Genomic DNA, 12,900 nt, shown 5'->3' on the forward strand with positions numbered 1-12,900 from the left:
CAGCGGCCCGGTGTGAAACCGGATCCGGCCGCCGCGGCGCTGGTCCGCGGGTGTCGGCGGACGTGCTGGCGGGCGGGGCTGTTATGCGGTCGTGCCGGGTGGCGGCGCGGTGCAGGTGGCGACGAGCCGTTCGGTCCAGCCGACCGCCTCGGCGGCGGTGCGGCACAGGCGGGTGTGCCGCGCGACGCCGTCCAGCAGGATCGCGGTGTGCCAGGCCCGGTCGGCCCGCTGCGGCGCGTCGACGGCCCGGACCCGTCCGGACCATGCGCCGCCCGGCGCGTAGACGCCCGCCTCGTCGTCGATCTGCCAGCCGGGCCGGCCCGCGGCCGCGGCGCGCAGTTCCTCCGCTCGCACCCGGCGACGGTAGCGCGCGCTGTGCTGCTTCCTCCGGGCGCGGTTCAGTGGTCGGTGCTGCCCATCGCCCACCGCACGAAGGGGTCGCCGAGCGTCGCCATCGTGTTGAGCCGGTCGACGGTGCGGTGGTAGGCCGTCGCCTGCGGGTCGGTGAGGACGAGTCGGTCGGCGCCGGCGGCGCGCAAGGCCTCCTCGAGGAGCGCGGTGTCGGGGGTGAGTTCGAGGTCGAGCATGCCGTGGATCCGCGCGGCGGTGACGACCAGGCGGCGGCGCTCACGCTCGCGCGGGCTGCCGGTGTCGGGCAGGTCGCGCTCGTGCTCCTCGATGGCCTCGCGGACGGCCGGGTCACCGTCGGGCCGGCCGAGCTCGGCGGCGATCGCGCCGAGCAGAGCGACGTCGGCGGCCGCGACAGTGACGAAGGAGAGCGCGGCAAGCTCGAAGCGGCCGTTGGGGGCGTACCAGCGCGGTCCGGCGGGCGGCCGCTCGACCCGGTCGCGCTGCTCGTCGAGCTCGGTGCGGCTCTGGGTGGGCCCCAGCGCGTCCTGCAGCCGGTTGATCGCCGCCACCGGCGCGTCGCCGGCGAGCACGCCGGGCGGGGTCCAGCCGTCGCCGTCCGGGCCGGCGGCCTCGGCGGCCCACCGGCGCAGCGTCAGCAGCAGTTCCTCGAGCCGCAGCAGGTCGTGGTGCAGGACGTCGGGCTCCAGGTCGACGACCACGCACTGTCGGGTCTCGGCGATCGTCACGGCGTGCTGGCCGGCGACGCGGTGAAGTAGGCGGCGTCCTGCACGGCGCGGGCCTGCGCCCCGAGCTCCAGCAGCGCCTCGGTCTCGGCGCCGACCTCGCTCGCCTGCCGGGCGGCGACGTCGCGGGCGGCGCGGGCGGCGGCGTCGGCTTCGACCCGAGCCGTCTCCCAAGCGGCCTCGGCTGTCCGGACCGCCGCGGCGAGGCCGGGGTCGGTGGGGTCGGCGCGGTGCGCCGCTTCGGCCTGGTCGAGGGCCTCGTAGGCGCCGTCTTCGGCCGCGGCGGCGGCCCGGTCGGCGGCGAACGCGGCGGTCCGCTCCTCGGTCCGGGTGCGGACCTTGGCGGCATGCTCGGCGGCCATCGCGTCGTGCGCGGCGAACAGCCGAGCGGCTTCGGCGCGCAACGCCGCGAGATCGGCCGGGCTGCTGGTGGTGGCCGGGTCGGGTGCGTCGGTGGCGTTCATGGTGTCCTGCCCTTCCGTGGTCAGGGTCGCTTGCGGCGGGCGTCGGGGTCGCGGCGGGCGACGTGCGCGGCGACCGCGTCGGGCCCGGGGCGGGCGTAGCGCTCGAGCGAGCGCATCGAGGCGTGCCGGGACCGGGCCAGCAGCAGCGGGGTGTTGGTGCCGTCCTCTGCCTCGTGGGTGAGGGCGGAGTGGCGCAGCTGGTGCAGTGTCCACCCGTCGAGGTCGGCGAGTTCCTCGGGGCTGGCGTCGGGGTGGGCCAGGGCCCGGGTGTCGGCCTCGAACTGCTCCTCGGCCCGGCGGTAGGACAGCCGGGCCCGGCCGGTCTCCGGGCACAGGTCGGCGGTCGGGACCGCCCGGGTCGGTAGCCGGCCGGCCAGGAACAGCGGGCCTCGCCGGCGGCTGGCGATGAGCCGGGGCAGCAGGTGCGCGGTGCGGGTGCTCCAGTGCACCCACTCCTCGTCGCCGCCCTTGCCGACGACCTTGGCGCGTTTGTTGGCCAGGTCGAGGTCCTCGATGTTGAGGTTGAGGATCTCGCTGGCCCGGGCGGCGGTGTCGTAGAGCAGCTGGCGCAGGGTGCGCTCACGCAGGTCGACGTCGAGGCCGAGCGCCGCGGCGACCTGGCTGCGGGTCAGCGCCCGGGTCCGGTCCACGGTGATCTTCGGCCGGACCCAGCCGTCGGTCGGGTCGGTGTGCAGCCAGCCGCGGCCGCGCCACCAGGTGACCGCCGAGCTGAGGGTGGCCTGGTGGCGGGTCCGGGTGGTCGGGGCCAGGCTGCCGAACCGGTCGTCGAAGACCTCCCGCAGTTCCGCCCGGCCGGTGTTGGTGTCCAGGTCGGCCAGCGCCGCGCGCGGGGGGAGGCACGGGGCGTCCGCTCGGCGCCGGGGCGGGGTGGTGAGCGCGGTGAGGGTCTGCCGGTACTTCACCGCGGTGCCGGCCGACCACGCCCCGGCGCTGATGTGCGCGTCGAGGTAGGCGTCGGTCGCGGTCGCGAGGGTTGGCCCGGCCGGGCCGCTGCGCCGCGAGGCGAGCGTGATCAGCTCACCCATCGCGGCGGCCTTCGGCGCTGGCGACGTTGAGCAGCACGACCGCCCGGGCGCAGGCAGCGGCGTGGATGTGCAGGGCGGTCGCGGCCTCGTGCAGCCGAACGCGCCGCGGCTCGTACGCGGCGTGGTCGTCCTGGCTCAGCCGGGGCGCGTCGGTGGCGTCGCCGCCGCTGCGCAGGTCGTCGGGGTGCACCTTGAGCACTCGCACGACCAGGTCGTGCATCCGCGGATGCGTCTCGGCGAGCAGCGCGTTGGCCTCGCGGACCTGCCCGGCGTGCCGCTGGCCGAGCCGGTCGTCGGGCGCCGGCAGCTGCAGCGGGGAAACCCGGTGGCCGGGATCGGCGGTGAGCCAGTCCGGGCCGGGGTGCCGCTCACGGTCCGGCCACTGCTGCAGCGGGACGACCGGGCCGGCGCCGGCGGCCAGCTTGGTGGCGATGCGGGAGGCGGCCCAGGCGTAGTCGAGCGCGGCCGCGGCGTACAGGTGGGTCAGCCGCCAGTGGTGGTCGATGAGCAGCGAGTCCCAGGTGTAGCCGTGCGCGCCGACCTCCCCGGCGGCGCCGCGGGAGAGGGCGTCGAGCAGGCCGATCAGGCTGTCCCGCCGGTCCCGGTCGGCCCCGACCGCCGCGACGCTGGCCGCGAGCTGCCCGCACAGGGCGTGCAGCACCCGCAGCGCCGTCATGGTGTCCGCGTCGACCCGCTCTCCGGGGGGAGCGCTGGTCCAGAACGGGTCCTCGATCGGCCGGGTCATCCGGTAGCTCCGGGTTCGTCGCGCGGGGCGACGTCCGCGAGCTCGCCCGCTGCTGGTGGAGTGCATGTATTCGAACGTGTGGTATTCCCGGCTGACCGCCACCGGCCCGGCCCGCATGAGGCGGGCCGGGCGGACACGGGCGTTTAGCGCTCGAGGATCCAGGTGATGATGGCGCGGACCGCGCCGGCGATGGCACCCCGCACGGCGGCCAGGATGAGTTTCTCGCGCCAGGTCGGGTTGGTGGGTTCGGTGGTCATTGGTGGCTCCCGGTGATTCGTCGGGGTGGGGAGCCGGCTGGCCTCCCGCGGTGATGCCTCGAGAGAAGCGCCTGGTGGCGGGTTCGGCACGGGGTGCGAAGGAAGCCGAAGAGCGCTGCTTGTCACCGGTGTGGGTGACCTGCGCGTTCACGTCGAATCTGGTTGCGGTCTACGGTGGTCCGTCAGTGTTCGACGCGACCGCCGAACAGCCGGGAGGTGCCCGAATGGCCGACAACCACCCTGCCACCGATCCCCCGGAGATCGATCTGGACGCGGTGCAGACCCTTGAGGCGTTCGCCCGAGCATGTGACCGGCTGCGCGCCAGCCGTTCCTACGGTGATCTGCGCAAGGCGGCGCGGCCGCGGCCGCTGCCGGCCGCAACGTTGAGCGACCTGTTCAACGCGAAGTCCACGCCGACCCGCGAGACCGTGATCGCATTCTTGACGGCGTGCGGTCTCCTCGACGAGGCGCAGCGCCCGTGGCTGGCGGTGTGGGAGCGGGTTGCGACGGCTCACCAGCCGCGTCCGGTCGGTGCGGTCCGGGTCGGGGAGGCCCGGCCTCGGCTGCTCGGAGTGCACGCCGCGATCCAGATTCCCGGCACCGTCAAGGAGTTGCCGCCGTACGTGCCGAGGGACCTCGACGCGGACCTGCGCGCCGCGCTCACCGCCGCCGCAGGGCAGGGCGGGTTCGTGCTGCTCATCGGTGGCTCGTCGGTCGGCAAGACCAGAGCCCTGTATGAAGCCGTCCGCGCCGAACTACGTGAATGGTGGCTGCTGCATCCGGCCGACGCCCCAGCGATCACCGCATACGCCGAGGTTCCGGCGCCCCGGGCCGTGGTGTGGCTGGACGAGCTGCAGCGCTACCTCAACCACGCCGACGGCCTTCCCATCGGGGTGTTGCAGCGGCTAATCACCGCCGGGACCGTCGTGGTCGCCACTTTGTGGCCCGACGAACACAGCGTGCGCACCGCTCGGCCCCAGGCCGGGCAGTCCGACCCGTACGCCAACGACCGTGATCTGCTCCGCCTCGCCCACATTGCCCGGGTACCAGATACCTTCAGTCCGGCCGAACGGCGCCGCGGCGAGAACCTGGCCCGCACCGACGAACGCATTCGTATCGCGCTGAACGCGACCGACGCCGGCTTCACCCAGGTCCTCGCCGCCGGCCCTGCTCTCATCCAGCACTGGGAGCAGTCCACCGACTGCTACGGCAAAGCCGTCATCACCGCCGCCCTCGACGCCCGCCGCGTCGGCGCCCACCAGCCGCTCACTCGTGCGTTCCTTGAGGAATCGGCGCAGGTGTACCTGACCTCCGCCCAGCAGGCCACGGCACCCGAAAACTGGCTGGAGCAGGGACTGGCGTATGCCGCTGTCAAGCTGCAAGGTGCCGCCTCTTGCCTCACGCCGTTCGCTGCTGGCATGGGCTGTATCGGCGGTTGGAACAGCGCAGACTACCTCTACCAGCACGCTCAGCGGGTGCGGCGCACCGAACCATTGCCCGACGCGGTGTGGCAGGCCCTCGTCACTCATCACCATCCCGACGATGCGCATTCGCTTGCCGAGAGTGCACGGTTACGCGGGCTCAGCGCCCACGCCATCGCCCTCTTCCGGCCACTCGCCGACGCCGGCGACGACAACGCCGCTCGCTACCTCGCGGAACTGCTTGGAGACCAGAACCGCGTCGACGAGCTCCGCGACCGGGCGGGAGCAGGCGACTGGTATGCGTCCGATGAGCTCGCTCGGTGGGTAGCGACGCACGGCGACGTCGAGGAGCTTCGTCTGCGCGCCGACGCAGGCGACGTCTCGGCCCGCGACCAGCTTGATGACGCCCTGGCTTTACAAGGCGATGTCGATCAGCTCCGCGGAAGGGCACACGCCGGCGACCCCTATGCCTGCTACCTGCTGGTCCACCACCTCGCCACGACCGGACACGAGGATGACGCGATCAGCGTCCTCCGTGCATGGTCTACCGTCACGCCCAAGCTCAACTCTGTCCTTGCCGGGCTGCTCGCACGGCGAGGCGAGATCGACGAGGCGATCGCGTTGCTCCGCGAGCGGGCAGCCTCTGGTGAGATCCAGGCCAACCACGTGCTGCCCCAAGTGCTCGCTGATCATGGAAATCTCGACGAGGCGATCGCAATGTTGCGAGCGCGCGTCGACGCCCCTGGCAGGTTCCAGGCCCACTACCTGGCGCAGATGCTCGTCCGACACAAACGCATCGACGAGGCGATCGACGTACTCACCAACGCCGCCAAGCACCCAAACGACCTGCTCAAATCCGACTTCTTCGCCAGCGAAATGCTCGCGCAACTCCTCGTTGAACACGGACGACTCGAACAACTTCGCCAACAGGCAGACCTCGGCGACAGCTACGCGGCTACCGCACTGGCCAAGTATCTCGTTGCCGAAGGTCGGCTCGACGAGCTTCGCGAGCGATCCGAAGCCGGCGACGTCGATGCCGCCAATCACCTAGCTCGACACCTGGCAGAGCCCGACATCGACACCGCCGTCCTCCAGCTCCGCGCGCAAGTCGACGCTCGCGTACCGGGATCAGCGACCAGTCTTGCGAATCTGCTCGCCGACCACGGCCGCGTCGACGAGGCAATCGCGCTGCTGCGCGACCACGTCGGCTCCGAGGGATATCTCGTTGCCAATAGTTTGATCAACATTCTCGTCCGGCACGGCCGTCTTACGGAACTGCGGGAGGAACAGTCCGCTGGCACTCATGACGCTGCGCTGGCCCTGCGCAGCCTCGAGCGTGGCGAACCGTGGCCGCGGCGCCCACAGCAACCGGGTGAACCCGGCTTCAAACCGGCGCTTGGATTGCACTTCCTGTTCCTCAACCCGCCGTAGGTCAAGGGATAAAACGGACGCTATGCTTCGTGGATGGCGCCGGAGATGGCGCCGCGGACGGCGGCGAGGGCGAGCTTCGCGCCAGGTCGGGTTGGTTGGTTCGGTGGTCATCGGTAGCTCCTGGTGAGTCGTCAGGGTGGGAGCCGGCCGCTCTCCCGCGTTGACGCCTTGAGAAAAGCCCCTGATGACGGGGTCCGGCATGGGGTGCGAAGGAAGCCGAACGGCGCTGTGGGTCACCGATGTGGGTGACCTCGGCGTTCGCGTTGAAGATGGTGGCGGTCCAGGGTGGTCCGTCAGTGTTCGGTGCGACCGCCGAACAGCCGGGAGGCGCCCGATGGCCGACAACAACCCCGCCGCCGATCTCCTTGGGATCGACCTGGACGCGGTGCAGTCCCTGGCGGCATTCGCCGCAGCGTGCAACCAGCTGCGCGCCAGCCGCTCCTACGGCGACCTGCGCAAGGCGGCCCGGCCGCGGCCGCTGCCGCCAGCAACGCTGAGCGACCTCCTCAACACCAAGTCAACGCCCACCAGGGAAACCGTGATCGCGTTCTTGACGGCGTGCGGTGTCCCCGACGAGGCGCAGCGACCCTGGTTGGCCGCGTGGGAACGGGTCGCCACCGCGCACCAGCCACGTCCCGACGGTACGGCCCGGGTGCGAGATACGCGCCGAGGCTGCTCGGCGTGCACGCCGCGATCCAAGTCGAGGACGCTCACGGCGAGCTGCCCCCGTACGTGCCACGAGACCCCGACGCGGACCTGCGCACCGCCATCACCACCTCAGAGGCCTAGTGATCGGCGTTTACGTGTTGCATCTGATGCAATAATTCCCGTTCTTACTGGTGGAGCGCATGTATTCAAAGGTGCGGTATTTCCTCGGTTGGCTTGCGCCTCGGCGCCGGCCCGCTCGTAGCGGGCCGGGGCCGAGGTACGAGATCAGTGCTCGAGCATCCAGGTGATGAGCGCGCGGATGGCGCCGGAGATGGCGCCACAGACGGCGGCGAGGGCGAGCTTCTCGCGCCAGGTCGGGTTGGCGGGGTCAGTGGGCATTGGTGGCTCCCGGTGAGTCGTCGGGGTGGGGAGCCGACCGGGTCTCCCGCGGAGCCTCATCAGCGGTGACGTCTTCGAGGGAAGCGCCTGGTCACGGAGTTCGGCACCGGGGGCGCACGAAGCCGAACGACGCTGCGGGTCGCCAGTCCGGTGAGCCCGGCGCTCGCGTCGGAAGTCGTGGCGGTCTACGGTGGTCCGTCAGTGTTTGGTGCGACCGCCGAACAGCCGGGAGGCGCCCGAATGGCCGACAACCACCCTGCCGCCCATCCCCTCGAGATCGGCCTGGACGCGGTGCAGTCTCTCGAAGCGTTCGCTCGGGCCTGCGCCCGCCTACGCGTAGACCGCTCCTACGCCGACTTGCGCAGGGCCGCCAGGCCTCGGCCGTTGCCAGCAGCGACGTTGAGCGATCTGCTCAACGCCAAGTCGACCCCGACCCGCGACACGGTGATCACCTTCCTGCTCGCATGTGGCCTCGACGGCGAGGCGCAGCGGCCGTGGTTGACCGCGTGGGAGCGGGTGGCCACGGCCCACCAGCCGCGCCCCGCCAGCGCTGTGCGTGTCCGGGAGGCCCGGCCGCGGCTACTCGGCGTCCACGCCGCGATCCAGATCCCCGGTGCCGCCGGGGAACTGCCGCCGTATGTGCCGCGGGACCTCGACGCCGACCTACGCACCGCCCTCACCGCCGCTGCGGCGCAGGGCGGGTTCGTGCTGCTCATCGGCGGCTCGTCGGTCGGCAAGACCAGGGCCGTGTACGAGGCGGTCCACGCCACCCTGCCGGAGTGGTGGCTGCTGCACCCGGACCCGGGCGCCACCCCCGCGATCGCCGCCCACGCCGAAGCGCCGACACCACGCATGGTGCTGTGGCTGGACGAGCTGCAGCGTTACCTCAACCACCCCACCGGCCTGCCCGCCGGGACCCTGCGGCGGCTCATCACCGCCGGCACGGTGGTGGTCGCGACGCTGTGGCCGGACGAGTACAACATCCGCATCTCCCGGCCCCGCGCCGGCGAGCCCGATCCGTACGCGAACGACCGCGACCTGCTCGGCCTCGCCTGGTCGATTGAGGTGCCCGAGATGTTCAGCCGGGCCGAACGGCGCCGGGGCGAAACCCTTGCTGGCACCGACCAGCGCATCCGTGTCGCGCTCGACACCGCTGACGCCGGCTTCACCCAGTTCCTGGCCGCCGGCCCGGCGCTCATCCGGCGCTGGACCGGCGGCAACTGCTACGACAAGGCCGTCATGACCGCCGCGCTCGACGCCCGCCGGGTCGGCGCCTGCCAGCCCGTCACCAGCGATTTCCTCGAAGCTGCCGCCCCCGCCTACCTCACCCCCGCCCAGCAGGCCACTGCACCACCCGACTGGCTCGACCGCGCCCTGTCCTACGCCACCACCCTGGTTCACGGCGCCGCCGCCTGCCTCGCCCCAGTCCCCGCCGGCATGGGCTTGATCGCCGGCTACGTCCCCGCCGATTACCTCCACCAACACGCTCTCGGCACCCGCCGCACCACCGTCCTACCAGACCTCGTGTGGACAACGCTCACCACCCACCACCACCCCGACGACAGGCTCGCACTCGCCCAGAACGCTGAACGCCGCGGCCAGCCCGCGCACGCCATCGCCCTCTACCAGCGCGCCGCAGATGTCTCCGGCAGCTGGTTCGTCAACGCCCGACTGGCCGACGCGCTGGCCGGGCAGGGCCGCGTCGAGGAGGCGCTGCAGGGGCTACGCGAGCACGCAGCCACCGGAGACGGGAACGCCGCCATCCGGCTGGCCGACATGCTGGCCAAGCACGGCCGAATCAACGAGCTGCACGACCGCGCTGGCAGCGGAGACGGGTACGCCGCCAGCTGGCTGGCCGACGTGCTGGCCAAACAGGGTTCCGTCGACAAGGCGCTGCAAATGCTGCGCGACCGCGCAGCCACCGGAGACGGGAACGCCGCCATCCGGCTGGCCGACGTGCTGGCCAGGCACGGCCGAATCGACGAGCTGCACGACCGCGCTGGCAGCGGAGACGGGTACGCCGCCATCCGGCTGGCCGACGTGCTGGCCAAACAGGGTTCCGTCGACAAGGCGCTGCAGGTACTGCGCGACCGCGCTGTCGCTGGAGACGGTGACGCCGCCCACTGGCTGGCCGACATGCTGGCCGGGCAGGGCCGCATCGACGAGGCGATACAGATACTGCGCGACCGCGCAGCCACCGGAGACGGATACGCCGCCGTCCTGCTGACCGACATGCTGGCCGGGCAGGGCCGCATCGACGAGGCGATACAGATACTGCGCGACCGCGCAGCCACCGGAGGCACGTACGCCGCCTTCCGGCTGGCCGATGTGCCGGTGGACGTGCTGGCCGAGCAGGGACGCATCGACGAGCTGCGCGACCGCGCAGCCGCCGGAGACGGATACGCCGCCCGCCGGCTGGCCGACATGCTGGCCGGGCAGGGCCGCATCGACGAGGCGATACAGATACTGCGCGACCGCGCAGCCACCGGAGACGGATACGCCGCCGTCCTGCTGACCGACATGCTGGCCAGGCAGGGCCGCATCGACGAGCTTCGGGATGAGGTGGCGGCTGGCACGTTCTACGCCGTGGAAAGCCTTCGCCGCCTCGATCAAGCGGGCTGACCGCACCGGCAACGGGTACGCCGCCAACTGGCTGCCGACATGCTAATCAAGCAGGGGCAGGATTGATGACCTCTAGGACGAGGCTGCTGTTGGTACGGCCGTATGCGTTGTCTGACGCAAAACGGGCTGACGGCGCCGCTTGCAGGCTGGCGCTCGACCGAGTTCATGTCAGCTGCCGGTCTTCAGCCGCTGGAGTCTTGCGTCTGACCGGCTCCTGCTTTGCGCCAGTAGGTGGGCGAGCGGGGGCAGAGGATGCAGGTCGGCGCGAGCGGCTTGCCGGCCTGGGCCGGGTTCTTGGCGCCGCAGTATTTCTCGCCGCAGCAGGTTCCGGCCGGTCGGCTCTCGTCATCAGGCACGTGCTGTCCTTCGGTGCTCAGGTGCGGTCGGTGGCGTCCACGGCCTCGCCGAGGACGGCGCCGAGCCGGTGCAGGTGGTGCGCGGTGCGCAGCAGGGTCGACGCGGTGTGCCCGGCCTCGGCCCCGGCCGGGTGACCGGGGTCGGTGACGGTCAGGGTCCGGCCGGGGTCGTCGGCGATCGCCACCGTGATGGTCCGCTCGTCGTCGAGGTGGCCGGGGTTGGTGGTCACGGTGATGGTGCCGCCGAACGCGGCCGCCTGGTCGAGGCCGAGGTCGACGAGGTCGACGTCGGTCCGCTCGATCTGGCGGGCCGCGTCGGGCAGGGTGATCGCGGCGGCGGCGATGCCGAGGGCCTCGTCGGCGATGTCCGAGGCGATCTCGGCGGCGTCGACCCACTGTGCGGTGCGCTGCTGGCCAGGGTCGAGGCGGTCCAGGGTGCTGTAGTCGAGCGCGCCGACCGCGGTGTTGAGCAGCTTGGCCGCCTGCCAGAGCAGGCGCGCCTCGGCGGTGGGGTGCTCGCGGACCATCTCGTCGTGCAGCAGCTTGTGCAGTTGCTCGGCGACCTGGTGGACGCCGGCGGCGACGTCGACGGGCAGGGCGCTCACCGCTCACCGCCGGCGCGATCGGTGTAGGTGAGCCCGGCGCGGCGCAGCGCATCGGCCGGGTTGCCGTCGCTCCAGTCGGGAGCGCTGCCGGTCATCGGCAGCTGGGTGTGCTGGCGCGCGTACTCGTGGATCTGCTCCGCCAGCGGGTCCCACGTGGTCGAGGCGTAGGCGACGGGCGTGATGATGTCCACGCCGCAGGTCGCGCCGCGCTCGGTGAGGTAGCGCTCGACGGTGGCCCGGTACGCCGCGGCGTACGCGGCCCGGTCCTGCTCCCACAACCGCTCGATGGCATCGTCCAGGGCCTCGGCGGCGGCGAACTGCTCGTCGACCGCGGTGTCCGCCGGCGTCCGCTCGGCCGCCTCGTCGCGCGCCTGGATCTCGCCGTCGAGTCGGGACACGACGTCGCCGATGGCGTCCCGCTCCTGATCGAGCAGGTCGCTGATGCCGAAGGTGTAGAAGGTGTCCTCGGCGTCGAAGTGCAGGCGCACCGGCTCGGTCCGCCAGCGCAACAGCTCGTCTTCGCTGGCGGTGCGGTCCACGAGCCGGCGGACCAGGTCGGCCTCCCACGAGCCGGACCGGCCGGCCAGCAGCGTCTCGACGCTGCCGACGTTGGCCGCCACCGTGGTCAGCACGTGAGCGGCGAGGTCGGCGAAGTCGACCGGCTCGACGGTGGCCTGATCGGTGCCCGCTCCGCGCACGCGCGTCTGGCGTGCGGCCGCGGTCAGCGCGGCGATCGCGTCGGCCACCGGGTCCGGCTCGGCCGGCTCGATGTCCTGCAACGTGGCGGTCATGCTGCTCCCTCTGTCGGTCCGTCGGTCGGGTGGGTCTCGTGGCGGGACGGCGGCCGGGCGCCGGTGCCGTCGAGGGCCTCGTCCAGCATGCCAACGTGCGCCGGGAACACCGTCGCACCGTAGGCCGTGGCGAGGTACTCGGCCAGGATCAGGTAGGTGTCGGCCAGCACCCAGGCGGCCCGGGCGGCGTCGTCGGCGCCGACGACCTCCGGCAGCTGGCCGTGCTCGTGCACGCCGGCGTCGGTGCGGGCCAGCACGGTGACCATCCACGCCTCGTCGCTGGCGCGCGGGTCGGGCACGTACCGCGGCGCCCCGGCCCGCCAGGTGGCGCCGTCGAGGCGCAGCCCGGTCTCCTCCTCCAGCTCGCGGCGGGCGGCGGTGATCGGGTCCTCGCCGGGTTCGACCATGCCGCCGGGCAGCGCCCAGCCGTGGCCGTCGTCCCGCTCGACCATGACGATCCAGCGGCGGCCGTCCTGGTCGGTGACGGTGACCAGGGCGTCGGCGGCCAGGCGCTCGCCCCAGTGGCCGAGCTCGTTGCGCCCGTACCGGATGCCGGTGCGCTCGCGCGGGTTGACCGGGCGGCCGTCGAGCACGCGGAAGGGGATCGCCGCGGCGGCCTGCCGGGGCGCCCAGTCGATCCGGGTGGGGTCGGTCTCGGGGTCGGCCCAGCCGTCACGGACGCCTGCGGTGAGCACGTCGGGGTGGGTGTAGGTCCGCCCGGGCATCCCGGCGTCCTCGTCCGCCTCGCACCGGCGCGCGCAGGCGGCCAGGTCGCGGCAGACGAGCTGCGGTACCCGCGGGTCCGGGTCGGTGCCGATCCGGACCGCCACGCCGGCGGTGCCGCACAGTTCGCAGGTGCCGGTCGGCTGCGGCAGGACCGCCGCGGCCGCGTCGAGCAGCGCGTCGACGTGGCCGAGGCTGACGGCGCCGTCGCCGCTGTTGCGCTCCTGCGCCACCGCGGCGATCGCCGCGCGCAGCCGGTCGATGTCGGCCGGGGTCATGGTGCTCGTCGTCACGGCGG

At 72.6% G+C, this 12,900-nt stretch carries 11 protein-coding genes; 2 read left to right on the forward strand and 9 right to left on the reverse strand.

The annotated features are described in order from the left end of the window. Positions 1-81: 81 nt before the first annotated feature. The 5 genes from IEZ31_RS12300 to IEZ31_RS12320 are packed head-to-tail and all read right to left on the reverse strand — an operon-like array spanning position 82 to position 3,349. The gene (locus tag IEZ31_RS12300) at positions 82-354 is read right to left on the reverse strand and encodes a hypothetical protein (RefSeq protein WP_190249938.1); all 273 of its coding nucleotides are present in this window, start codon (positions 352-354) and stop codon (positions 82-84) included. 44 nt (positions 355-398) lie between these two features. After that, a complete protein-coding gene (locus IEZ31_RS12305) occupies positions 399-1,097 on the reverse strand; it encodes a hypothetical protein (RefSeq protein ID WP_190249939.1) in 699 nt (232 codons plus the stop codon). Beyond that, positions 1,094-1,558 (reverse strand): hypothetical protein, encoded by a 465-nt coding sequence (locus IEZ31_RS12310; RefSeq protein WP_190249940.1) that lies wholly within the window; start codon positions 1,556-1,558, stop codon positions 1,094-1,096. Before IEZ31_RS12310 ends, IEZ31_RS12305 begins: the two co-directional genes overlap by 4 nt. 20 nt (positions 1,559-1,578) lie before the next feature. Then, on the reverse strand, positions 1,579-2,604 hold the full coding sequence (locus IEZ31_RS12315; RefSeq protein ID WP_190249941.1) for a tyrosine-type recombinase/integrase: 1,026 nt from the start codon (positions 2,602-2,604) through the stop codon (positions 1,579-1,581). Then, positions 2,597-3,349 carry a hypothetical protein gene (locus IEZ31_RS12320; protein ID WP_190249942.1) on the reverse strand — a complete coding sequence of 251 codons (753 nt, stop codon included), beginning with the start codon at positions 3,347-3,349 and terminating at the stop codon, positions 2,597-2,599. The genes IEZ31_RS12315 and IEZ31_RS12320 overlap by 8 nt, the downstream gene beginning before the upstream one ends. A gap of 331 nt (positions 3,350-3,680) precedes the next feature. Here IEZ31_RS12320 and IEZ31_RS12325 point away from each other — a divergent pair, with 331 nt between their 5' ends. Both IEZ31_RS12325 and IEZ31_RS12330 read left to right on the forward strand, forming a co-directional pair. Continuing rightward, positions 3,681-6,458, forward strand: coding sequence for a tetratricopeptide repeat protein (locus IEZ31_RS12325; RefSeq protein ID WP_190249943.1), 2,778 nt, complete (start codon positions 3,681-3,683; stop codon positions 6,456-6,458). Between the two features lie 1,446 nt (positions 6,459-7,904). Continuing rightward, positions 7,905-10,127: a tetratricopeptide repeat protein gene (locus tag IEZ31_RS12330; protein ID WP_190249944.1), complete on the forward strand. Its 2,223-nt coding sequence runs from the start codon at positions 7,905-7,907 to the stop codon at positions 10,125-10,127. A gap of 182 nt (positions 10,128-10,309) precedes the next feature. Here IEZ31_RS12330 and IEZ31_RS12335 read toward each other — a convergent pair whose 3' ends face one another. Genes IEZ31_RS12335 through IEZ31_RS58845 form a run of 4 tightly spaced genes read right to left on the reverse strand, consistent with a single transcriptional unit; the run spans position 10,310 to position 12,895 of the window. After that, positions 10,310-10,483, reverse strand: coding sequence for a hypothetical protein (locus tag IEZ31_RS12335; RefSeq protein ID WP_190249945.1), 174 nt, complete (start codon positions 10,481-10,483; stop codon positions 10,310-10,312). Positions 10,484-10,500: 17 nt separating this feature from the next. Next, positions 10,501-11,088 carry a hypothetical protein gene (locus tag IEZ31_RS12340; RefSeq protein WP_190249946.1) on the reverse strand — a complete coding sequence of 196 codons (588 nt, stop codon included), beginning with the start codon at positions 11,086-11,088 and terminating at the stop codon, positions 10,501-10,503. Further along, the gene (locus IEZ31_RS12345) at positions 11,085-11,879 is read right to left on the reverse strand and encodes a hypothetical protein (RefSeq protein ID WP_190249947.1); all 795 of its coding nucleotides are present in this window, start codon (positions 11,877-11,879) and stop codon (positions 11,085-11,087) included. The genes IEZ31_RS12340 and IEZ31_RS12345 overlap by 4 nt, the downstream gene beginning before the upstream one ends. Continuing rightward, positions 11,876-12,895, reverse strand: coding sequence for an NUDIX domain-containing protein (locus IEZ31_RS58845; RefSeq protein WP_308429379.1), 1,020 nt, complete (start codon positions 12,893-12,895; stop codon positions 11,876-11,878). Before IEZ31_RS58845 ends, IEZ31_RS12345 begins: the two co-directional genes overlap by 4 nt. Between the last annotated feature and the right edge of the window lie 5 nt (positions 12,896-12,900).

Origin of the sequence: Dactylosporangium sucinum (assembly GCF_014647515.1) — a bacterium.
Taxonomy (GTDB): domain Bacteria; phylum Actinomycetota; class Actinomycetes; order Mycobacteriales; family Micromonosporaceae; genus Dactylosporangium; species Dactylosporangium sucinum.